This is a genomic window from Shewanella sp. 6_MG-2023 (assembly GCF_030547195.1).
Taxonomy (GTDB): domain Bacteria; phylum Pseudomonadota; class Gammaproteobacteria; order Enterobacterales; family Shewanellaceae; genus Shewanella.
In genome coordinates this window covers 89,719-112,303 of record NZ_JAUOQU010000008.1, presented here as the reverse complement: position 1 = coordinate 112,303, position 22,585 = coordinate 89,719, and the positions used below count along the sequence as shown (strand labels likewise).

Annotated in this window: 18 protein-coding genes; 11 read left to right on the top strand and 7 right to left on the bottom strand. The window is 43.6% G+C overall.

Annotated features, from left to right (window positions below; all coding sequences use genetic code 11):
• The first annotated feature begins 19 nt into the window (after positions 1–19).
• Positions 20–1,051 carry an aldose epimerase family protein gene (locus tag Q4533_RS06910; RefSeq protein ID WP_102531478.1) on the top strand — a complete coding sequence of 344 codons (1,032 nt, stop codon included), beginning with the start codon at positions 20–22 and terminating at the stop codon, positions 1,049–1,051.
• A gap of 104 nt (positions 1,052–1,155) precedes the next feature.
• Here Q4533_RS06910 and Q4533_RS06905 read toward each other — a convergent pair whose 3' ends face one another.
• Both Q4533_RS06905 and Q4533_RS06900 read right to left on the bottom strand, forming a co-directional pair.
• Positions 1,156–1,581: a hypothetical protein gene (locus Q4533_RS06905; RefSeq protein ID WP_102439573.1), complete on the bottom strand. Its 426-nt coding sequence runs from the start codon at positions 1,579–1,581 to the stop codon at positions 1,156–1,158.
• A gap of 411 nt (positions 1,582–1,992) precedes the next feature.
• Entirely contained in the window at positions 1,993–2,994 is a 1,002-nt protein-coding gene (locus Q4533_RS06900; RefSeq protein ID WP_102439574.1) for an NAD(P)H-quinone oxidoreductase, read from the bottom strand.
• 215 nt (positions 2,995–3,209) lie between these two features.
• Here Q4533_RS06900 and Q4533_RS06895 point away from each other — a divergent pair, with 215 nt between their 5' ends.
• From Q4533_RS06895 to Q4533_RS06870, 6 genes are all read left to right on the top strand, one after another.
• Entirely contained in the window at positions 3,210–3,962 is a 753-nt protein-coding gene (locus Q4533_RS06895) for an ABC transporter substrate-binding protein (RefSeq protein WP_102475474.1), read from the top strand.
• 360 nt (positions 3,963–4,322) lie between these two features.
• Positions 4,323–4,868, top strand: a complete 546-nt coding sequence (locus Q4533_RS06890) for a DUF6702 family protein (protein WP_303460648.1) — start codon at positions 4,323–4,325, stop codon at positions 4,866–4,868.
• Between the two features lie 334 nt (positions 4,869–5,202).
• Positions 5,203–5,934 (top strand): DUF1538 domain-containing protein, encoded by a 732-nt coding sequence (locus Q4533_RS06885; RefSeq protein WP_076538618.1) that lies wholly within the window; start codon positions 5,203–5,205, stop codon positions 5,932–5,934.
• A 69-nt stretch (positions 5,935–6,003) separates the two neighbouring features.
• Positions 6,004–6,777, top strand: coding sequence for a DUF1538 domain-containing protein (locus Q4533_RS06880; protein WP_102439577.1), 774 nt, complete (start codon positions 6,004–6,006; stop codon positions 6,775–6,777).
• 3 nt (positions 6,778–6,780) lie between these two features.
• Positions 6,781–7,131, top strand: a complete 351-nt coding sequence (locus tag Q4533_RS06875) for a P-II family nitrogen regulator (protein ID WP_303502489.1) — start codon at positions 6,781–6,783, stop codon at positions 7,129–7,131.
• The gene (locus Q4533_RS06870) at positions 7,128–7,535 is read left to right on the top strand and encodes a CBS domain-containing protein (RefSeq protein ID WP_102439578.1); all 408 of its coding nucleotides are present in this window, start codon (positions 7,128–7,130) and stop codon (positions 7,533–7,535) included. The genes Q4533_RS06875 and Q4533_RS06870 overlap by 4 nt, the downstream gene beginning before the upstream one ends.
• 131 nt (positions 7,536–7,666) lie before the next feature.
• On the opposite strand, the gene Q4533_RS06865 is transcribed toward Q4533_RS06870, so the two are convergent.
• Together Q4533_RS06865 and Q4533_RS06860 are read right to left on the bottom strand one after the other, a co-directional pair.
• Positions 7,667–8,389 carry a single-stranded DNA-binding protein gene (locus Q4533_RS06865; protein ID WP_102439974.1) on the bottom strand — a complete coding sequence of 241 codons (723 nt, stop codon included), beginning with the start codon at positions 8,387–8,389 and terminating at the stop codon, positions 7,667–7,669.
• A gap of 65 nt (positions 8,390–8,454) precedes the next feature.
• Positions 8,455–9,822 carry an MFS transporter gene (locus Q4533_RS06860; RefSeq protein WP_102439975.1) on the bottom strand — a complete coding sequence of 456 codons (1,368 nt, stop codon included), beginning with the start codon at positions 9,820–9,822 and terminating at the stop codon, positions 8,455–8,457.
• A 340-nt stretch (positions 9,823–10,162) separates the two neighbouring features.
• Between Q4533_RS06860 and uvrA the strand changes: the two genes are divergently transcribed.
• From uvrA to Q4533_RS06845, 3 genes are all read left to right on the top strand, one after another.
• Positions 10,163–13,081 (top strand): excinuclease ABC subunit UvrA, encoded by a 2,919-nt coding sequence (gene uvrA, locus Q4533_RS06855; protein ID WP_303502487.1) that lies wholly within the window; start codon positions 10,163–10,165, stop codon positions 13,079–13,081.
• 89 nt (positions 13,082–13,170) lie between these two features.
• Positions 13,171–14,211: a M20/M25/M40 family metallo-hydrolase gene (locus Q4533_RS06850; protein WP_102475471.1), complete on the top strand. Its 1,041-nt coding sequence runs from the start codon at positions 13,171–13,173 to the stop codon at positions 14,209–14,211.
• A gap of 326 nt (positions 14,212–14,537) precedes the next feature.
• Positions 14,538–16,367 (top strand): DEAD/DEAH box helicase, encoded by a 1,830-nt coding sequence (locus Q4533_RS06845; RefSeq protein ID WP_102439978.1) that lies wholly within the window; start codon positions 14,538–14,540, stop codon positions 16,365–16,367.
• A 132-nt stretch (positions 16,368–16,499) separates the two neighbouring features.
• Here the strand turns inward: Q4533_RS06845 and Q4533_RS06840 are convergent, their stop codons facing one another.
• Positions 16,500–17,435 carry a DMT family transporter gene (locus Q4533_RS06840; protein ID WP_102475503.1) on the bottom strand — a complete coding sequence of 312 codons (936 nt, stop codon included), beginning with the start codon at positions 17,433–17,435 and terminating at the stop codon, positions 16,500–16,502.
• Between the two features lie 269 nt (positions 17,436–17,704).
• Between Q4533_RS06840 and Q4533_RS06835 the strand changes: the two genes are divergently transcribed.
• Positions 17,705–18,808, top strand: a complete 1,104-nt coding sequence (locus tag Q4533_RS06835; protein ID WP_102439979.1) for a phosphoribosylaminoimidazolesuccinocarboxamide synthase — start codon at positions 17,705–17,707, stop codon at positions 18,806–18,808.
• 90 nt (positions 18,809–18,898) lie between these two features.
• On the opposite strand, the gene Q4533_RS06830 is transcribed toward Q4533_RS06835, so the two are convergent.
• Both Q4533_RS06830 and Q4533_RS06825 read right to left on the bottom strand, forming a co-directional pair.
• Complete coding sequence (locus Q4533_RS06830; protein WP_102439980.1) at positions 18,899–20,032, bottom strand: DUF1624 domain-containing protein; 1,134 nt, start codon at positions 20,030–20,032, stop codon at positions 18,899–18,901.
• 228 nt (positions 20,033–20,260) lie between these two features.
• Positions 20,261–22,417 carry an ExeM/NucH family extracellular endonuclease gene (locus Q4533_RS06825; protein WP_303502485.1) on the bottom strand — a complete coding sequence of 719 codons (2,157 nt, stop codon included), beginning with the start codon at positions 22,415–22,417 and terminating at the stop codon, positions 20,261–20,263.
• Positions 22,418–22,585 lie beyond the last annotated feature (168 nt).

Below are 22,585 nucleotides of genomic sequence, written 5' to 3'. Positions count from 1 at the left end.
ATTGCTATAAGAGGCATTAATGTTACAAATCACCACACTTGAACCATGGCAAGATCCTCGCGGAGGATGGGTAGAACGTATTCGAGTCGACAACGGCAAGGTTGCTATTGAAGTGTTAAGTCTAGGGGGAATTATAAACGCCTTATGGACTGAAGATAACCAAGGCCAGCGAGATAACATCGTTTTAGGCTGTGATAGCGTCAGCGATTATTTAAACCAGCCGGCTTATTTAGGCGCCATTGCAGGGCGATACTCTAACCGCATTGCTAATGGTCAGTTGCAGTATCAAGGCAACCACTATCAGCTCGATATAAACCAAGCGACCAATTGCTTACACGGTGGCGCTGAAGGTTTTCATTTAAAGCATTGGCATATGCAAGCCCTTGAAGACGGGGTGAGATTAACCCTTGATAGCCCAGATGGTGATATGGGCTTTCCGGGTAATTGTACGGTGCAATTAGATTATCGCTTGGCTGACAATAGTTTACTCATTGAAATGCAAGCAAGTGTCGATAAGGCCTGCCCTATTAGCCTCACCCAGCACAGTTATTTTAATTTAGAAGGCGCTGATAGCTTAACTAATGCAGCGCATTTGATCCAAGTGGATGCCAAGCAATATTTGCCAATGAATGAAGTGGGTATTCCAACTTCAATTGCTGCGACCACTGGCAGCGATTTAGATTTAGCCCAAGCCACTGCATTTGCTGTGCAAACTCATCGACCTGCTCTTGCTGCCACCAATGGTTTTGATCATTGTTATGTACTTAACAATGCTGAGCAAGTCTGTCGATTTGGTTGTCTTTCAAGCCCTAAAACTGGCCGCACCATGACGATTTACACCAATCAACCTGGGGTGCAACTGTATGGCGCTAACTTCCTTGAAGGCGTAAAAGGCTTTGACGGCCGTATTTACCAGTCTCACCAAGCGGTATGTATTGAACCACAAATGCTGCCAGACTCACCTAATCAAGCCGATTTACCCGGTAAGCCTTGGATAGAGCCTGGACAAGTTTATCGCCATGTGAGCCGTTACGAGTTTGGGGTGATTTAAGCCTAAGCGATTACTGTTGAGCGATTGATTTACTAATAAACAGCCAATAAAAATGGAGCTATGATTTATTATCATGCTCCATTTTTTGTCTTTAGCGCTTTATGCTAATCGTCACTGTCATCACTGATACCGAAGTCGGCATCAGCATCTTCAAATTCCATTTCACTGTCATCGACATCGATAATCTCATCCACCGCTGCAACTTTTTTGGCTTTTGAGGCTGGCGCAGAGTCTGGCACTGAAGATAATTCGATATGCGCTTCATGTTTTGCCATAAACTCAGCTCTAGCAGCAAGCCATGCTGCTTCATGCTCAGCTTTGGCGGCTGTTAACTGCTGGGGTTCCAGCTCATGCAGGTTAACCTTAACGATATCCTCTACGTACTCGCCAATCGTGTTACGACTAACATTAAATAAGTAGATTCGACCGGGAGACGCATCGGGGAGTCGGTTGTCATGGACGACAATTGAGGTGCCACGTGGAGTACGAAGCTCACCATACCAAACTTGTTTTTTTGCAGTGTTATACATATATGCTAATGCCCTTAAATCAACACATACCTAAAAAATGTGCATTTTAGCAGCACACAGTTTATTTACTAACCTCTACGCAACGCGCATGATTATTGAGGATAATTAATCAAAAACTTATGAAAAAATCAATATATTATTAATGAAGTTTTTTATATTTTTGCCATTTTTTGCCAGTGCCATATCGCCATCGTCTTATGCTGCAAATCATCTGAGTTATGATTTTCCCAAGGTGTTATGCACCCAGTGTAATTTAGCGGCGCTGCAAGCTCTAATTTAGTTCAAATATGACAGCCTTCAAGTCAGCTATGATAAAAAGACTGTTTTGAATTTGATGCCTTACTATTGCCTAATTCTTGCTTAGGTCTTGTTTGTTTACATCTTACTTGTTTAGGTTTTGCTCATTTAGGTTTAGGCTTCGCCTAGCTGCAGAATAATCTTGCCTCTATGCTGACCTGACTCCATATATTGATGCGCTTTTACGACCTCATCAAACGGGAACACTTTATCAACCCGGATCTGCACTTGTTTAGCATCCAGTAATGGCCATAGCTGTGCTAATAATCCAGCGGCGATGTCAGCCTTAGCCTCGACACTTTGCGGCCTAAGCGTTGAGCCAGTCCATTGAATGCGTTTGGCCATAATGCTAAAAATATTCACTTCTGCTTTAGCGCCGCGCTGGGTTGCCACTGACACCATGCGGCCATCAAAAGCCAATACCTTTAAATTGCGGTTGATGAAATCACCACCCGCAATATCTAGCACCACATTGACCCCTTCAGCTTGTGTTGCTGCAAGGATAGGCTCAACAAAATCATCTTTATGGTAATTAACCGCCATACTCGCCCCTTGGTCGAGACAATATTGGCATTTTTCATCGCTACCTGAGGTAACAAACACTTTAGCGCCTAGGGCTTTGGCAACTTGTATGGCGGTGGTGCCAATACCGCCAGAGGCGCCGTGGATCAGCACTGTTTCACCGGCTTTAAGCTTGGCGCGATTAACCAAGTTTCCCCAAACCGTGAAACAGGTTTCCGGTAAGGCCGCCGCTTGTACAAAGCTGTAGCCTTTGGGGAGCGGTAAGCAATGTGAGGCGTAAGTGATCACTTGCTCTGCATAGCCACCGCCAGGCACTAAGGCACAGATCTTGTCGCCGATTTGCCATTGCGTGACATCTTTAGCCATTGCAATGACTTCCCCTGCCACTTCCAAGCCTAATATCGGGCTAGCACCTTTTGGCGGCGGATATGCGCCTTCTCGCTGCTTAATGTCTGGGCCATTAACCCCTGCAGCATGTACTTTTATGATCACTTGCCCAGCTTTAAGCCTAGGTAATGCTGAATGGTTAAAGCGCATCACTTCAGCTGCGCCCGTTTCATTGTAAATCACATGCTTTATGCTGTTTACGATCATTTGGCCCGTCCATATTATTTATTGCGTCACAAAAAAATTAACTTTTCGCTAGCAAACTGTCGTTTTAGGTTACTATATTTACTGAAAGTGGCTAGATTTAATTCAACTAACTGAATTTAAGCAAGCACTAGGTTTAATAGCGGAGCATAGTGCGGTGAAAACTAGCTAAGTAAGGCTGCGCCATTAGCACTTATTCTATTGAGGCCAACACTACCGTGAAATATATTATCTCTCTACTACTACTGGTTTCTTCATCCCTTGCAGCCAAGCCTGTATTGATCGCATCGGATATTTGGTGCCCTTATATTTGCCAAGATCACACCGGTTATGTCACTGAACTGACTCGGCGCTCATTTGAAGTCATGGATCAACAGGTGCATTTTATTGCGGTACCTTTTAATCGCGCTTTAAAGGAAGTTAAAATTGGTAATATCGATGCCATTCTTGCAGTTACACCAACCCATATTGAACAATTTAATTTATATACCGACACACTGATTGTTGGCTATACCAGCACGGATTTTTATACTCGCGCAGACGCTTCATGGTCATTTCAGCAATTAGACAGTCTTGATGGTGCGCTAGTGGGGATTATCGGAGGTTATGACTACGGCGAGCAGCTCAATGATAAAATTAGCCGTTCAACCGACTTTTACGCCGCCACGGGAGAGCAACCCATGATGTTGAACATTAAGCGCCTCGTAAATGGCCGATTTGATGTGATACTGGGTAATAAAGTCGCTATTGAATATACTGCATACAAAAATGATGTAGCTAATCAAATCAAATACGCCGGTTCATATGGTGAGCCAACGCCTTTATATGTAGGCTTTAATCCTAATCAAAGCCGTATCGCAGATGTGTATGCTCAAGGTATTGCTAAATTAAAGCGCTCTGGTGAGTTTCAACAAATTTTAGATAAATACCAAATTAAAGCACCTGAAAATATGCCGCCATTAGGCCTTTAATGATTAAATTTAACCAAAGCCATTTAAACAACATACTCTATAAACCATATACTTAGACATTCACCAATAAGCATTCAGCTTATATTAGCCCGAGTCAATACCGGCCATGAGCCTCAATCATAGTCAGATAATCAATTCGCGATAACCGCGTTCAAGCTGTGCCTAACCTCCTATTTAACATTAAAAACTTTGATAATAGATTTTACTAATACTATATATTGACCTATGGTATTTAATTAGTATTTGCTGTTAATGCCAGCTTATTTTCCGCGTATCAATATTTATTAATTACCAACAGGCTCAAATCATGCAGCAGCTCAACACTGCTTTTTAAACAGCTAGCAATAAAGGAATATAATAATGTTTTGGATAATTATTGCTCTAATATGGTTTATCACCCTTGCAGGCTTGTTATTATTTAATTTTCAGGCTTCTGCTAATAGAAAAAAAGAAAGCTATACCAATGTGCTGTTTAATGCCAAAAGCGGGAATGTCGCTATTCAACACTGCTTTTATTTAGCTGATGCCCAGCAAACAGCTAAACGCATCATTGGGGCTGATAGCGATTTAGTCAAAAACCCACAAAGCAGAAAAGCGTTTGCTGACTACGTGCAGACAAACTTTCACATTGCAGATAACAATCAGCAATTATTGCAGCTTGAATACCTAAATTGTGAAATCAAAGGTGACTACCTATGGCTTTACCAACAAACCACGCTAGCAAAAAGCGTTATCGGCAACGATCCCAAGTCGGTGGGCTTTTACATAAAAATCGCCAATCAGTTAACATTGTGTCCCAGCCAATTGAGCAATATTAATGTTGAGCACAACAAACAAGTCAAAGTAATGCATATCAGCACCGATAACAAATGGCAACACTTAGCATTAGACACAGATGTCGCCTAAGTGGATCTGCTAGGCCTTATGCAGCACGCAACACTGACATATTAATCGCTGACAAAAGAGACTATATGGTCTCTTTTTTATTGGTAGAAAAGAAACTCTTTAGCCTTAAAAAAGTTTATAACCCTTAAAAAGTCCCTCTTTAATCCTCTCCTACTAGGATCTTTTTTAGACAAATTGATCTAGCTCAAAGATATTGTAACTTGTGTTAATTTAATGTTGCCTTACAACTATAAACAGGCAAACTGGAACTAGCTAAAAACAATAAATAAACCTTTTAGGCTAGCAAGTTAACACGCTGTTTGGCGGTTAGTATTTAGCAATCAAAGGAGAAGGAATGACAGGGTTAGTTAAGCTTTTACAATCCATGCTCGGCAGTTTTAAAGATCTTATTCCCATCATAGTCGTGGTGAGTTTCTTTGAAATATTTATCCTCCAACAAGCACCCGATAACTTATTTTCCATTCTTGTAGGCTTAGTATTTATTGTTCTTGGGCTAACCTTTTTTGTCTTTGGTTTAGAAATGGGCTTATTCCCCATTGGTGAATCATTGGCACACGCACTCGCCCGTAAAGGCAGTACCTTCTGGCTGGTGACCTTCTCCTTTTCATTAGGTTTTGGCACCACCTTAGCAGAACCCGCCTTAACCGCTGTCGCCGCTGAAGCAGCCCAAGTTGCAGCAGATGGTGGCGCCATCAAGGCCACTGAGGCTGCCATGGACAGCTATGCGATGGGACTGAGATTAACCGTAGCGGTGTCAGTAGGTTTAGCGATTTTATTAGGGGTTATTCGCATTGTAAAAGGCTGGCCAATTCATTATTTGATCATTGGCGGCTACATCATAGTGATGGTGCTCACCAGCTTTGCCCCTGAGAATATTATTGGTATCGCCTATGACTCTGGTGGCGTCACCACGTCAACCATTACTGTACCGCTGGTAACGGCTCTCGGCGTTGGCTTAGCCACTGTGATTAAAGGACGTAATCCCATGCTTGATGGCTTTGGGCTGATTGCCTTTGCCAGTTTAACCCCAGTTATTTTTGTACTGCTTTACGGGATGATCCTGTAATGACATTCCGCAACAGCCCTGTTTTAGCTGACGTTGTAATAAATCAAAGCTGCGCCTACAAGGAGTATTATGGAGTGGATTAACCAGCTATTGGCAACCTTACTGCTTACCATGCGTGATGTGGTGCCAATTGCGACAATTTTATTTGGCTTTCAACTGGGTGTACTCAAGCGTCCCATTGCCAATTGGAAAACCGTGGTCTTAGGTTTTGTGTATGTGATCTTAGGCTTAAGCTTTTTCCTGGTCGGCTTAGAGTTAGCGCTATTTCCCATTGGTGAAAACTTAGCGGATCAACTCACCTCCCCCAGTATTTTGCACCCTGATGGCTCCGCTGGACCGTTCATTTGGCAAGATTACCTGTGGGTTTATGTGTTTGCAGCTGCCATTGGCTTTAGTACCACCATTGCTGAGCCGTCATTAATTGCGGTGGCGATAAAAGCCAATGAAGTCTCTGGTGGCACCATTAGTATTCAAGGCTTGAGAATTTCTGTGGCCATTGGGGTCGCTTTTGGGATCTCACTAGGTTGTTTTCGTATTGTGGTTGGTGATCCTATTCACTACTACATCATGGCTGGCTATGTGGTAGTTGTAATTCAAACATTTTTCGCGCCGAAATCGATTATTCCTTTAGCTTATGATTCCGGCGGCGTCACCACTTCTACCGTGACTGTGCCCCTCGTGGCCGCACTCGGTTTAGGGCTTGCCTCTAATGTTGAAGGCCGCAATCCCCTTATTGATGGTTTTGGCTTAATTGCCTTTGCTAGCTTATTTCCAATCATTGCCGTCATGAGCTACGCCCAAATCGTAGCCTTTGTTGACCAACGAAAATCCGCCAAGGAGTAACCCATGCGATTTAAATTAATTGTCGCTTTTGTTGATGATATTAGTACTGAAGCGGTACTGGATGCCGCCAGAGAAGCTGGTGCCACAGGTGCCACTGTAATTAACCATGCTCGCGGTGAAGGACTAACTAGAAAGAAAACCTTCATGGGGCTAGGCTTAGATGTACAACGGGACGTCATTTTATGGCTAGTTGAAGAGCATATGAGCCGACATATTTTAGAAACGATCTGTGAGGTGGGCGGCTTTAATACTCACCCAGGTCAAGGAATAGCAATTCAAATTGATGTTGAAGATGCCGTTGGTGTTGCTCACCAAGTTGCAAAACTCACTGATGATATAAAGGATCAAATATGAAACCATCAACGCCAATAAAAAACCGTGATATTTTGATGAATGATTACGCCATGATTGATGGCCTACTTACCGTCAGTGAAGCCATTAATATTGCGATGGCAAAAAACGTCACTATTTTAGTGATTAACAAACGCCATGAGCATGATGAATACGGCATATTGTTACTCAGTGATATTGCCAGAAAAGTATTAGCCACTGATAAGTCACCAGAGCGGGTTAATGTTTATGAAATCATGATAAAGCCTGTGATGTCAGTATGCCCAGATATGGATATTCGCTATACCGCCCGCTTATTTGATCAATTCCAGATCAACAAAGCTCCTGTCATTGAACAAGGCAATATTATTGGCTTTGTCACCTATAACAATATTGTCTTAAAAGGCATGGTTAACAATGCCAGTTGATCACTCAAGATCGTGACTCGTCACCTCTAAATAGCTATCGCAGCCAATAAAAAACCCAGCAAAAATGCTGGGTTCCTCATAATAATTCGTAAAATACGTGTTTAATTTAACACTTTTACATTTAACGTGATCTAGAACGGGATATCATCATCCCAATCACCGCCTAAATCAGGTGTAGTATTTTGTGGCTGTGGCGTTGGCGCTGGGCGCTGTGCTGGAGCTGGTTGTTGAAAACCACCTTGCTGCTGCGCAGGAGCAGCTTGCTGATATCCACCTTGTGCAGGTTGGTGAGCTGGCGCTTGTTGGAAGCCACCTTGTGCTTGTTGGGCAGGCTGCTGAGCTGGCGCTTGAGGCTTAGGCGTGTAAGCAGGCTTTTGCGCTTGAGCTGGTTGTTGGAAACCACCTTGAGCTTGTTGCTGCTGACCATAACCACCTTGAGCTTGCTGAGGAGCACTTTGTTGCGGCGCGTTACCGTAACCTTGGTTCATGCCACCTTGCTGACCACCACCTTGACCGCGGCTATCAAGCATTTGCATTTCCATCGCATTGATTTCAGTTTTATAGCGATCTTGACCTGTAGTCTGATCTTGCCATTTACTGGTTTGCAATTTGCCTTCTAAATAAACTTTAGAACCTTTCTTTAGGTATTCGCCAGCAACTTCAGCTAAACGACGGTACATGACGATATTGTGCCACTCGGTGCGCTCTTGCTGCTGACCCTGTTGGTCTTTCCAAGTTTCACTTGTAGCTACAGTAAAGTTGGCTACGGCATTACCGTTTGGCATGTAACGAACTTCAGGATCTTTACCTAAATTACCAACCAAAATTACTTTATTTACACCACGACTGGCCATCGAAAATCTCCTGCGATTTTATCTATTATCTAATCTAAATTACAAAACTGAGCGATCAAAACGATCTAATTGACAGAGCCTAACACAGCTCGCGCTTCACTCAAATCGAATTGATCATCAACTTTCAAATAAGCTGCTCTCTCTTCCATGACGACAATGGCTTCTGCTACCCCAGATAGCTGTGATAGCTGGGTTGCCATGTCTTTCGCCTGATTTCTATCTTTAACTTGTGCCTCAAGGGTATAGCTTTTTAGCAGTACGGGTTTTTCCATGCCTATGGTTAATAATAACCAAATAAACATCAGTCCAAGTGCCACATAAAATACCCCTGCAGCGCCAACCAGCTGATAAGCTCCGCCACCTAGCATACCGCCACAAAATGCCCCTAAAAATTGGCTAGTGGAATAAACGCCCATAGCTGAGCCTTTATCGCCCACCGGACAAAATTTAGCAATTAAACTAGGCAATGACGCCTCAAGATAATTAAAACCAGTGAAAAATAACACCACAGCGGCACTTAATACCCAGAGGTTATCAGCATAAGATCCCATAGCTGCCAATGCCAGCATCATGATCATTAGTGATATTTGGAACATGGTTTTAGTGTTGTTACGTTTAACACCAATAATAATTAACGGCACCATTAAGAAAAACGCGCCGATAAAGGCAGGGAAATACAGCATCCAGTGTTTTTCTTTTACTAAACCTGCATCCACTAAATCTAATGGCAAGGCCACAAATACGGCGGTAAGCACTAAATGCAAAATAAAAATCCCTGCATCGAGTCTGAACAGTTGCGGGTCCATTAACATACGCTTTAATTTAGTGGGCGTAGCAACAGTATCGCCTTTGGGCGCTTGTGAGACTGGGTTAGGTACCAACACCTGCACAATGATCATGCCCACTACCGCTAAGATAGCGGTTAAAAAGAATAGCCCTTCTAAACCTGCATATTGGGCCACTATCGGCCCTGCAAGCAATGACAATGCAAACGAGAAACCAATACACATGCCAATAATAGCCATCACTTTAGTGCGTTGCTCATCGCGGGTTAAATCGGCGGCCAGCGCTAACACTGCAGCGGCAATAGCACCCATCCCTTGAATGGCTCGGCCAAGCACAACCCCATAAATATGATCTGACATTGCAGCAACCACGCTACCTATAGCAAACACCACCAGCCCAGCCAAAATAATCGGCTTACGGCCATATTTATCTGACAACATGCCCATGGGAATTTGTAACACCGCTTGGGTCAAGCCATAAGCACCGATAGCGATACCCACCCATAGAGGTGAAAAACCCTCTAAATGTTGGCCGTAAAGCGCGAATACGGGCATGATCATGAATAAGCCCATCATTCGTAAACCAAACACGCTGGCTAACGAAAACGCGACTTTCTTCTCAATGCCTGATAATCCATTGTTGGCCATTCAGTTGCCCTTAAATTGTGTATCTATAGAAAAATGCGAGTTGCACATATTATCACAGCGTTCTAATTTAGCTCAAAAGGAATAATGAACCAACAGGCAACTGTTTGTCGTATTTGTTAATAAGGTTAAACAAACAGGTTATAATGTGTTTTATATCCCAGTCGTTTTTTTATGGTTTCAGCCGCTATTAGTCTGGCTCCCTGGGTACATTTAGTGTCACCAACACTGTATAAAACACTGTATAAGCTAGTTAATTAACGATACACTAACGGCTATTTACTAAGCTAACTCAAATTTTGCTACTTTGACAAGGTAGCTAAAACAACCTCTAGAGTGATGAATGGATACCATTGAAATTCGCGGTGCACGAACCCACAATCTTAAAAACTTTGATTTAACCATCCCCCGAGACAAACTTATTGTCATCACAGGTTTATCTGGCTCAGGTAAGTCATCGTTAGCCTTTGATACCTTATATGCCGAAGGCCAGCGCCGTTATGTTGAGTCACTATCAGCCTATGCGCGCCAGTTTTTAAGTTTGATGGAAAAGCCTGATGTGGATCATATCGAAGGCTTAAGTCCTGCAATTTCAATTGAGCAAAAATCCACATCCCATAATCCACGCTCAACCGTGGGTACCATCACTGAGATTTATGATTATCTTAGACTGCTGTTTGCCCGTGTTGGTGAGCCGCGCTGCCCAACCCACGGCCAAGCATTAACCGCGCAAACGGTCAGCCAAATGGTAGATAAAGTATTGGAACTGCCTGAAGGCAGTCGCCAAATGCTATTAGCTCCCGTGGTCAAAGCCCGTAAAGGTGAACATGTAAAATTACTCGAAAGTTTGGCTGCTCAAGGTTATGTGCGCGCCAGAATTGACGGTGAGGTTTGTGATTTATCCGATCCGCCAACCCTTGAGCTACATGTTAAACACACCATTGAAGTGGTGGTTGATCGCTTTAAAGTGCGTGATGATTTAAAGCAGCGCTTAGCAGAGTCTTTTGAAACGACGTTAGAGTTATCAGGCGGTATTGCTATTATTACCGACATGGCCGGAGAAGCAGACGAGTTGATGTTCTCGGCTAACTTTGCCTGTCCATATTGTGGCTACTCCATGGCAGAGCTTGAGCCACGTATTTTCTCATTCAATAATCCCGCTGGCGCTTGTCAAACCTGTGATGGTTTAGGTGTGCAGCAGTACTTTGATGCAGAAAGAGTGATTGCCAATAGCGAGCTGTCATTAGCAGGCGGGGCGATTAGAGGCTGGGATAAACGTAATTTCTATTACTTTCAAATGCTCAGCTCCTTAGCTGAACATTATAAATTTGATGTCGAAACCCCCTTTGAGCAGTTAAGCGCTAAAGTACAAAAAATTATTCTATCTGGCTCAGGTAAGCAAAACATTGCCTTTAAGTACATTAACGATCGTGGTGATGTGGTTATTCGTAATCATCCATTTGAGGGGATCCTCAATAATATGGATCGCCGCTACCGCGAAACTGAAAGTAACTCGGTACGTGAAGAGCTATCAAAGTTTATTAATACCCAATCCTGTAAAAGCTGTGACGGCTCGCGTTTGCGTGAAGAAGCCCGTAACGTATTTATTGGCGAGTTAAACTTACCGCAGCTGACTCAGTGGTCCATCGGTGAAGCCATGAGCTATTTCACTGAGATTAAATTCGAAGGGCAAAAAGCGCAGATCGCTGAAAAAATTCTTAAAGAAGTTGGCGATCGTTTAGGCTTCTTGGTCAATGTCGGCCTTAACTACCTAAGCTTAGACCGCTCAGCAGATACTTTATCAGGGGGTGAAGCCCAGCGTATTCGCTTAGCCAGTCAAATTGGTGCCGGCCTTGTGGGCGTAATGTACGTGCTGGATGAACCTTCAATTGGCTTGCATCAGCGCGATAACGAACGTTTACTGCAAACGCTAATACACCTGCGTGATCTCGGTAATACCGTGATTGTGGTTGAGCATGATGAAGACGCAATTCGCATGGCTGATCATGTGATTGATATTGGCCCCGGCGCAGGCGTTCACGGCGGCGAAATCATTTGCTCTGGGCCTCTGCAGGCCATTCTCGACTGTAAAGAGTCTGTCACTGGCCAATATATTTCTGGCACCAAGCAAATCCACATTAGTGATAAACGCACCCCAATGGATCCGAAAAAAGTCATTGAGCTATGCGGCGCCACTGGTAATAACCTTAAAAATGTCGACTTAACCATTCCTATTGGTTTATTTACCTGTATTACTGGGGTATCAGGTTCGGGTAAATCAACCTTAATTAACGACACCTTTTATAAAATTGCCCACAGAATGCTAAACGGCGCTACCATTGATGAGCCTGCAGCCCATAAAAGCATTACCGGCATGGAGCAATGCGATAAGGTGGTTGATATTGATCAAAGCCCAATCGGGCGAACACCGCGTTCAAATCCTGCTACTTACACCGGCATATTTACCCCTATTCGTGAATTATTTGCTGCAACTCAAGAGTCTCGAAGCCGCGGTTACTTACCGGGTCGCTTCTCTTTTAACGTTAAAGGTGGCCGCTGTGAAGCCTGTCAGGGTGATGGCTTAATAAAGGTTGAGATGCACTTTTTACCAGATGTGTATGTGCCTTGTGATTCCTGTAAAGGTAAACGCTATAACCGCGAAACCTTAGATGTTAAATACAAGGGCAAAAATATTCACGAAGTGCTGCAAATGACCATTGAAGAAGCGCGTGTTTTCTTTGATCCAATCCCTGCGATCGCAAGAAAACTGCAAACCTTAGTGGATGTAGGCTTGGCGTATATTTGTTTAGGTCAAAGTGCGACAACACTGTCCGGTGGTGAAGCTCAACGAGTGAAGTTAGCAAAAGAGTTATCCAAACGTGATACCGGCAAAACCTTATACATTCTTGATGAGCCCACTACAGGCTTGCACTTTGCTGATATTCAGCTGCTACTAGATGTACTGCATCGCTTAAAAGCCAAAGGCAACACCATAGTGGTCATTGAGCATAATCTTGATGTGATTAAAACGGCAGATTGGCTAGTGGATCTAGGCCCTGAAGGCGGCTCCGGCGGCGGCACTATTTTGGCAAGCGGAACCCCTGAAGAGGTGGCAAAACATAAAACCTCCCATACTGCACGCTTTTTAAAGCCGCTATTGACCAGGAAGGCTGCGGCCCCAAAAGGTGTCGCTAATAAAGGTGTCACCAATAAAAGTAGCGTGAAGAAAACTCCAGCAAAGAAGGCCACTAAAGCCAAATAGCGATTACACTGTTAGTAATTGCACAGAATACACCTGCTGCGGTATGCGCACCATTGAGTTAGTTTACTCATCAAGCCAGAGGGATATAAATGGAATTTTACCAAAATACTCTGGCTTATTTATCCTCGGTATTAGCATCATTTCTGCAAAAATATCATGTTCAAAAACCACCCTGTTTCACTGTATCGATTAGATTGACGCCAGTGGCATTGTGTTTTTTGCTAAGCGGTTGCGCTTCGCAAAACTGTGGAAATGACACTTCCAGTCAATGGGCTGATAAAAATCAACTCATCGAAGATATTCGCATATTAACCAGTGATGATTTGGCTGGCCGTAAAACCAATACCATAGGTGCAGAAAAAACCCGCCAATACCTAAGTGCGCGCTTTATTGAACTGGGGTTATCACCTTGGCAAAAAGAATTTATGCTGCCATTTGTTTATCGGCAAAACTTTGCTGATAAACAGGGTATTAACCTCATTGCCACGATTAAATCAAAGCAAGCATCCCAGCGCTGGCGCATTATTACCGCCCACTATGACCATTTAGGCAGTCGTGGCAGTAAAGTCTTTGCTGGGGCTGATGATAATGCTTCAGGCATTGCTGCAATGTTAGCGATTGCAAAGCAATGGCAGCAAGATGGCGATCCGGCAGTTAACTTAATGCTAGTTGCCACCGATGCTGAAGAGCCGGGGTTATTTGGCTCATACGCGCTAGTTCAGCAACTGTTAACACTGCCAGATATGCAGCTAGAAATGTCGCTAAACTTAGACATGATTGGCCACCCTTCTAGACCCAAAGCCATTTATATTGAAGGGGAGCAAAATGTATCTCAATTTAAGCAGATAAAACACCAGCTCCAAGACTATAATAATCTATGTGTGAGACAGAGTCGTTCAAGGCTAAATGATGGCAGTATGCTCAAAATTAATTGGCTGCGAGCATCAGATCATTACCCGTTCCACAAAGCTGGTATTCCTTGGCTCTATTTAGGCGTGCCAACCCATAAGCAATATCACACTGTTGAAGACACCTTAGATACTATCGATATTAACTTTTTAGCAGCAGTCACTGAAACGGCATTCACGCTACTTAAACTGGATAAACAGCGCATCATTGTAAAGCGCTAGAAATTGAGCACTAAGGCGATTACTGCAACTGCATTTGCGAAAAGGCTTGTTTATCCGCTATAAAAAAATGGATAAAATGAATCACGGCCATAAAATAACCGTTTCTGATTTAATTACGTCAAAAGTTACTTAGTTAATCGCTCAGTAAGCGCTACAATAATCAGGCCAATTTTAGTTATTTGTTAAAATTAGATAGTCAACGAGGCCAAAGCTTGCTATAATATCGCCCCTTTGACGCGGGAAATCGACACGGGGTTGATTTTCTGTCTGTGAAACTCTAGTACGAATGCCAATAACTTCGTACGCATCCACAAGGCTACAACTCAATGTCATCCGATGAAAGAACTTTCCGCGAACTTGGTTTATCCGAGAATTTGCTTCGTGCCCTTGACGATCTAGGTTACGAAAAACCAACTCCAATTCAGTCTGCTAGTATCGATCCTTTAATGGAAGGTAAAGATATTTTAGGCCAAGCTCAAACAGGTACAGGTAAAACAGGTGCTTTCGCACTGCCTTTACTAAGTAATGTTGACCAAAAGCTGAATGCTCCTCAAATCCTAGTGCTTGCACCAACACGTGAACTTGCTGTTCAGGTTGCTGAAGCATTTGGTAGCTACGCTAAACACATGAAAGGCTTCCATGTACTACCTATTTATGGTGGTCAAAGCATGCATCAACAATTAAGTGCGCTACGTCGTGGCCCACAAGTTGTTGTTGGTACGCCAGGTCGTGTAATGGACCACATGCGTCGTGGCACTCTTAAACTTGATGCACTACAAGCACTTGTTCTTGATGAAGCTGATGAAATGCTAAAAATGGGCTTCATCGATGATATCGAATGGGTTCTTGAGCACAAACCAAAAGACAGTCAACTTGCCCTTTTCTCTGCGACTATGCCAGAGCAAATCAAGCGCGTTGCGAACAAGCACTTAAACAACCCTGTTCACATTAGTATTGCTGCTAGCCATACTACTGTTGAGTCAATTGATCAGCGTTATGTTCAAGTATCACAACACAACAAACTTGAAGCGTTAGTACGTGTTTTAGAAGTTGAAAATACTGAAGGTATTATCATCTTCGTACGTACCCGTAACAGCTGTGTTGAACTTGCTGAAAAACTTGAAGCGCGTGGCTATGCATCTTCACCATTACACGGTGATATGAACCAACAAGCTCGTGAACGTGCTGTTGACCAACTTAAACGCGGCAAGTTAGACATCCTAATTGCTACTGACGTTGCGGCCCGTGGTCTTGACGTTGAACGTATTGGTCACGTAGTTAACTACGATATCCCATATGATTCAGAAGCTTATGTACACCGTATTGGCCGTACAGGTCGTGCTGGTCGTACAGGTATGGCAATTCTTTTCGTTACCAACCGTGAAATGCGTATGCTTCGCACTATCGAACGTGCAACGAACAGCCGTATCTCGCCAATGAAAGTACCTAGCCCTGAAACTGTTGCTGAGCGTCGTTTATCACGCTTAGGTGAGCAAATCCAAGAAACCGTTAACGGTGACTTAGATTTCATGAAAAATGCAGTGGCTCAGTTATGTCAGCAGCTTGAAATTGACACTGACTTACTCGCAGCAGCATTACTTCAACAAGTACAGGCTGAGCGTCCATTACAACTTCCTGCGATTCAAGAGCGTCAACGTGATTCACGTGACCGTGATGATCGTGGTCCTCGCGACGCTGGTCGTGAGCGTCCTCGTCGTGATTCACGCGGCAGCCGTCCATTGCCAACAAGCTTTGGTAGCGCTGAAGGCCTGAAAGATAAGCCTGATGTTAAAATGTGCCGTTACGTAATCGATGTAGGTCGTGATAACGGTGTTGGTGTAGGTAATATCGTTGGCGCCATCGCTAACGAAGCAAACATTGACAGCCAGTTCATTGGTCAAATTCAATTATTTGATCAAGTTACTTCAATTGACTTGCCAGACGGCATGCCAAAAGATGTACTAGGCCACTTAAGAAAAGTACGTGTTTGTGGTAAAGCATTAAACATTCGTGAAGCGAGTGATGCCTCTTTCCCAGCTGAAGCACCACGTCGTCCACGTAGTGACCGTCCTCGTAGCGACCGCCCTCGTGGTGATCGTCCACGTAGTGACCGCCCTCGTAGCGACCGTCCACGTAAGCCACGTGACAGCGAGTAAATACTTGCAGTCCAACTAACGTTGGTTTAACGCATAAAAATGGAGCCTTGTGGCTCCATTTTTTATGGCTGAAATAAAACTCATCCTACAAGCACTAATAACGCTAAAGTTATTGCGATAAACGCTTTGGTCTTAAACGCTTTCGCCTTCGACATGGGCTTGCCGCTTTTGCTTGTTGCCCACATACAAGGGCCATAGTTGCATGGTAAACACAGCGCCAACAATCAATACAATCCCCAGCAGCGACCACAGATCAATCACATCAACCTTAAACACCTCAGGCCACCAGCCTAAATACACCACTAAAGCGTTAACGCTAAAACTGAGCACTGGCGTCAGCGCGAGCATGGCACTCACTTGCGCCGTGGGCCAGTACTTCATCGCCTGACCAAAACAGCCATAAGCAATTAAGGTATTGATGGCACAAAAACCGACGATCAACCAATGGCTGCTATCCATAAGCCCAAAGTGACTAAACTCGCTAAAAGGCGCCATCACAAGGATCCCTAAGCCATAGATACATAGCAACACATTATTGGGTGTTAGCTTAGTAAACAATGACTTTTGCAGTAAGGCATAACTCGTCCACGACAACACTGAAAACTGCACAATCAGCACCCCAAATAGAATTTGACTGCTATTTTCTGCCGACACATCAAGGCTTGGGTGAAAGAACAGCAACACCCCTAATGCCAGAGCTGCAAAACAGCTTAGCTGCACCGCCGTGAGCCGCTCTTTAAAAAACAGTGCGCCACCAAAGGCTAAAAAGAACGGTGCAGTTTGAAAGTTAAGTTGCGCAGTACCTGGTGATAAGTAATCCAGTGAATACACAAAAGAGGTGTAATTGAGCATCAGTAAAATACCTGCAGCAGCAAGCTTTAGCCAATCACCCCCCTGCAGTTGACTAAATTGCTTCAAATTACCAAAGCGCCATAGCAGAATAAAGGTCACCACAAAGGCCACTAAAAACCTAAACCAAGTTAACGTAACCGGATCAATAAACCCTCCGGATAACTTAAGCGCTATGGGTAATATCCCCCAAAACACAACGGCAACGCTGACAAACATAAGACCTAAACGGGTATGGCTCACAAGATATTCGCTCTTTAATGGTAAAGCTGCAAAAAATTCATTCTAAAGAGCTATGCCAATAAAGCCAATGGCGAATAGCGAGTTTAATTTGCCTCAGTATTCGCTATACAGGATTAAGAGTTTAGCCGCCTGATAAGCATGGAAATCTGCCTTAATACAGGTAAAATAGCCGCCATAAAAATACCTAACTATCCTTATCAATAAAGGATATCTCCCTACACTCAATTTCTTAAGGAATACTGGCCATGAGTCTTGCTGATTCAGTTCTCGCTATCAATAACGATTTGCCGATCCGAACCGATAAGCCAGTACACAGCGGTAAAGTTCGCAGTGTATATTGGTTAACTGAGGCTGATAGCCGCCGCTTAATTGCCGATAAAGGCTATAACGTGCCAGCTGATACCCCATTAGCGATAATGGTGATCAGCGATCGCATTTCAGCATTTGATTGTATTTTTCATGGTGAAGGTAATTTACAGGGCATTCCAGGTAAAGGGGCGGCACTTAACGCTATCTCTAATCATTGGTTTAAGTTGTTTGCTGAAAATGGTTTAGCCGATAGCCATATTCTTGATATCCCACACCCATTTGTATGGATTGTGCAAAAAGCGCGTCCAATTAAAGTTGAAGCGATTTGTCGTCAATACATTACCGGTTCAATGTGGCGCGCTTATGCCAAAGGCGAACGCGAATTTTGCGGTATCACACTGCCTGAAGGGTTAACCAAAGATCAAAAACTACCAGAGTTATTGATAACCCCTTCAACCAAAGGCATTTTAACCGGTATTCCAGGTGTGCCTGAGCAAGATGATGTCAACATTAGCCGCGCCGATATTGAAGCCAACTACCAAGCCTTTGGCTTTGAAAAACCAGCCGATATCGACTTATATGAAGTATTATTAAAGCAAGGCTTTAAGGTCATCTCAGATGCGCTAGCCACCCACGACCAAATGTTTGTCGATACTAAATTTGAATTTGGCTACGTCAATGACAAAGACGGTAACTCCAAACTGATTTACATGGATGAAGTGGGCACACCAGACTCGTCACGTATTTGGGATGGCGCAGCGTATCGTGATAGCAAGATTGTTGAAAACTCCAAAGAAGGCTTTCGTCAATTTCTGCTCAATCATTTTGACGATGCCGATATTCTGCTTAACAAAGATAGAATGCCTGAGCGTGAAGCCCTCGCCCGTGATAACGACTTACCATTAGATGCGATGATGAATGTCTCTCGCACATACACTGGCGTGGCAGAAAAGGTAACCGGCACTAGCATCTCGCTACCTGACAACCCAAAAGCGGATATTATTAACGTTTTAGCCGAGCAATATGACTTAATCGACTAATCCTAAATCCACACATAAAACGAAAAAGGCGCTTAATGCGCCTTTTTACTATCTACTGATTAACCACAACATTTTGGTTAACGCCATTGTCTAGAAATACTTAATCCAGCCCTGTTTACTTTGATGCTTGTACTGACTAAACCACTTAGTTGGAAAGTACAACAGCAGCGCCAATATCACCGTCACCGCCCACACCCAGCTTATATCGGTAAAGCCATATAAATCGCCATAGTTAGGCCCAATGACATTAACGGCAAAGCGGTACATAAACAGTAATAAATATAAGTGCACAATATAGAAAAACATTGGCGCTGATCCAAAGGTTGATAACACTTTACCATAGCGCGGGTTCAGCTTTTCAAGCGTCCGTAAACACAATAATGTGCCGCCAAGAGTCACCAGTAAAAAGTCCAATGAAGGTGGATATTTGGTTAAGTTAAATACCGACTTTAATGTCATTACTAGGGTTTCACCTTGCTGCCAATCAAGTGTTTCGCCGTAAATATTAAAACCGCGTAAGACTGCAAAAATCGCAAAGCAGCTTAAGCCAAGCCCAATGAGCAGGTTATGACGTTTGTTATCATCAAAGCTTGCACTGTAAATCGGTGCTATCACATAGCCTAACAAAATCACCCCAATCCAAGGTAGTACCGGATAACTGGCTCTAATGCCGATAAAGTCATTGGTTAAGATATTGCCGCGGTCATGCAATATGGCCCATAACGTATAACCCCACTCCCCTGGCGAGAAGCTAATGGGCGTAAGCATGTTATGACCAAATACGATCACTAAGCCAATAAGCCCAAGCCAAAATCTTGGCAAGCCGATTAATAACGCTAGCGCCAACATACTGATGCCAATTGCCCACATGACTTGCAGCCAAATCATCTCGTAATTGCCCATCCACTGAAACGTAATCACTGTGCACTCTAATGCGATAATAAACAGGCCACGCTTGATTAAAAATGACCTTGCGGAGCGCTGTGGGCCAAATTGCGGATGGCTATATAACCACGCTGATACTCCGGTTAAAAACACAAAAGTAGGCGCACAAAAATGCGCAGCAAATCGGCTTATAAATAATCCCGTACTGGTGCTATCCAGTGTCATCGGATCGGTGACTTGCTCATGAAAGAAAAAACGCTCTCTAACATGATCCAGCAGCATGATAAGCATTACAATGCCGCGCATAATATCGATACTATCAATTCGCTTTTTTAACATTGGAGCGGTTACGGTATTCAACTTTTCGACTCTCTTTAACACTCAAAAAACACAGCCATTAAATGGTGCAATTACTAGCACAACACTATAACAGGCGTTTTTTTTATCACGGTGATTTAAAGTAAATTGCCTGTAAAGCAAGCACAAAGCGCAATAAAATACGCTCAAAAAATTTACAAACCACCACCGATTTTAAATGATAATAATTTCTATTAAATAATACATCGATTAGGCTTTAGGGCGAAAACCTAAAGCAGACAAGAGCAATAAGCCTAAGTAACCTAAGCTACCGCCATCATCTTTGGCTGTCATTATAGCATCTGCATCTTTAGTATCCTGTACTTCGGGATATGCCAGGGCGATGATCACCGGATCGTGATCTGATGATGAATAGCCATTGTCAGACTTAACTAAATCGCCGGTGTATTTGCTACTGTATTCAAACAAGCTCGATTCAACCGCATTGATATGCCAGTCTTCAATCGCCACTACCCGAGCCGCTAAGCTTGTATTACCTAAAGCATGGTCTAAATTACCTAACTCACCACCATAACTGTACGAGTATGTAGCAGGCCCATGTGCTTGGGTGTTTAAGTTGATTAGCCCATAGCCCTTCTCAATCACACGTCCTTGTGCATCATGCTCTGCGCCATTTAAGCTGGTGTGTGAGGCGGTTTTTATCACATGTTCAGTTAGGCTGGCATCATAGTCAGTGAGTACTGCTAACGGATCTTCTTTGCCATAGGCATTTAAATCGCCAATCACCAGCACATCACCGTTTAAGCCGGTTACCGACTCACCGATCACTTTAGCAGCAGAAACGCGAAAGGCATTACACTTGCCCTGTAAATCTACAGGCTCTGAATCTTCATTAAAGCTTAACCAATCTTCTAAACAGCCTGAGCCTTTAGATTTAAAATGATTAACCACAATCGTCAGCTTGTTACCATTAATGCTAAAGCTTTGCATTAGGCTGTGGCGCTGATATTTATGGTAGGCGGGATTTGTTTCTGTTACGCCCTCATTGATACGGGTTAGCGCTCCTTCTGCCACGTGTTGCTCAGGGGTCGCGATTATTTGAGCTGCGTCAGCTAAAGCAACAACGGCGGGTCGATATAATATGCCAACTGCGATAGCATCAGTGCCGATGAAACCGTCATTGTCAGTGACTTTAACAAATTGATAAGCCTGCTCAGGTGCCAGCTTGGCATTAAGGGCATCAACTAGATTTTGAATGGCACTTAACTTACCAAAGCCATTATTTTCAACTTCCATTAAGCCAATAATATCGGCATTCATCGCCGCCATCGCATTCACGATTTTTGTGCGCTGCAGCAGCATTTCAGACTCAAGCTTTGCCCCGCGATTGTGGCCTAATGGGTTTTTATCACCGCCAAACTCACTATTAAAGAAGTTCAGTACATTAAAACTTGCTACCCGTAAGTCACCTTGGGCCGCAATGGCTGGCGCTACGGTGCGATCATGATGGCGAATAAAATCACTGGCACTAATGTCATTGGTTGGCATAAAGCGATATTGCTCATAACTATAGCCAATCACACCTTCAATATTGGTCAACTGATCGCCAACCCGAATATAGCCGTTATCGGCATTAAAGCTTGGGAAATACGGCACCTCGCCATGTTCAGCTTTATAGTCTGACTCAACCACCAGCTGGTTGGCGATATTGGCGCGATTCAATGCTATCGCCTCTGCTGATAATGGTGCATAAACCTGCGTGGCTTTCATCAGTGGCGCTTTATGTGATAACACCATGTTGTTGCGATATGAGTCATAATCTAGGCTAAATGAACGGGTAACTTTCATGTCACTTGCAGTGTCTAATAGCACTTTCATGCCTTCAACACGCTCCAGCGCTTCGGCAAGTGATTGACCATCAGCAATATGTAACGGGGTCGCGGGCAACTCACCAACATAGTTACCTAAGTGAAATTGTTGGTGCTGTGCAATATTGATTTGGGTAAAGCCTGCATATTCTTGTACTTTACCAGTGACGCAAATCTGCATCCCCGGGACAATTTCTGCTGGCGCAGTGTCTCCCCAATGGACAAAAATACCATCAGATGTCAAAGGCGAGCCGTCACCTTGGGGATCTTGAATAAAAAAACCTTTATATAATCTTTCTGCCCGCGCAGTAACCACACCTTTAGTGGTCACTTCATGAATGGATTCATCCGCGCCTGCAGCGATAAATGGACTCATCTCACCAGCGCCTTGGATCTCATAGATAGGAACAGTGGTTTTGCCTTCACATGAAAACTCATTCGCTGTCACGTCTTGTGTCGTTACGGCTTTGGCCTGTGCCTGCATACTCATAACCAATGTGATGGCTAACGATATTGCAGATAACTTGCTTACTCTCATTTAACACTCCAACTTATTATTCTTATGCTTATTGAAGCCATATTACAACGGACTATTTAATCGCTAATTGGTTAAATTACAATCTTAAAATGGCATTGTGCACACAGCTATTTATTCGCATTCATTTCGCTGAGTTTAATATCGAAAAAGGAGCCGAAGCTCCTCTTT

Bases quoted from the DNA above. Each gene is read 5' to 3' on its own strand.
- uvrA (WP_303502487.1), top strand. From the start codon at position 10,163: ATGGATACCATTGAAATTCGCGGTGCACGAACCCACAATCTTAAAAAC.
- Q4533_RS06870 (WP_102439578.1), top strand. From the start codon at position 7,128: ATGAAACCATCAACGCCAATAAAAAACCGTGATATTTTGATGAATGAT.
- Q4533_RS06865 (WP_102439974.1), bottom strand. From the start codon at position 8,389: ATGGCCAGTCGTGGTGTAAATAAAGTAATTTTGGTTGGTAATTTAGGT.
- Q4533_RS06910 (WP_102531478.1), top strand. From the start codon at position 20: ATGTTACAAATCACCACACTTGAACCATGGCAAGATCCTCGCGGAGGA.
- Q4533_RS06840 (WP_102475503.1), bottom strand. From the start codon at position 17,435: ATGTTTGTCAGCGTTGCCGTTGTGTTTTGGGGGATATTACCCATAGCG.
- Q4533_RS06905 (WP_102439573.1), bottom strand. From the start codon at position 1,581: ATGTATAACACTGCAAAAAAACAAGTTTGGTATGGTGAGCTTCGTACT.
- Q4533_RS06860 (WP_102439975.1), bottom strand. From the start codon at position 9,822: ATGGCCAACAATGGATTATCAGGCATTGAGAAGAAAGTCGCGTTTTCG.
- Q4533_RS06900 (WP_102439574.1), bottom strand. From the start codon at position 2,994: ATGATCGTAAACAGCATAAAGCATGTGATTTACAATGAAACGGGCGCA.
- Q4533_RS06845 (WP_102439978.1), top strand. From the start codon at position 14,538: ATGTCATCCGATGAAAGAACTTTCCGCGAACTTGGTTTATCCGAGAAT.
- Q4533_RS06875 (WP_303502489.1), top strand. From the start codon at position 6,781: ATGCGATTTAAATTAATTGTCGCTTTTGTTGATGATATTAGTACTGAA.
- Q4533_RS06890 (WP_303460648.1), top strand. From the start codon at position 4,323: ATGTTTTGGATAATTATTGCTCTAATATGGTTTATCACCCTTGCAGGC.
- Q4533_RS06835 (WP_102439979.1), top strand. From the start codon at position 17,705: ATGAGTCTTGCTGATTCAGTTCTCGCTATCAATAACGATTTGCCGATC.
- Q4533_RS06885 (WP_076538618.1), top strand. From the start codon at position 5,203: ATGACAGGGTTAGTTAAGCTTTTACAATCCATGCTCGGCAGTTTTAAA.
- Q4533_RS06850 (WP_102475471.1), top strand. From the start codon at position 13,171: ATGGAATTTTACCAAAATACTCTGGCTTATTTATCCTCGGTATTAGCA.
- Q4533_RS06830 (WP_102439980.1), bottom strand. From the start codon at position 20,032: ATGTTAAAAAAGCGAATTGATAGTATCGATATTATGCGCGGCATTGTA.
- Q4533_RS06825 (WP_303502485.1), bottom strand. From the start codon at position 22,417: ATGAGAGTAAGCAAGTTATCTGCAATATCGTTAGCCATCACATTGGTT.
- Q4533_RS06880 (WP_102439577.1), top strand. From the start codon at position 6,004: ATGGAGTGGATTAACCAGCTATTGGCAACCTTACTGCTTACCATGCGT.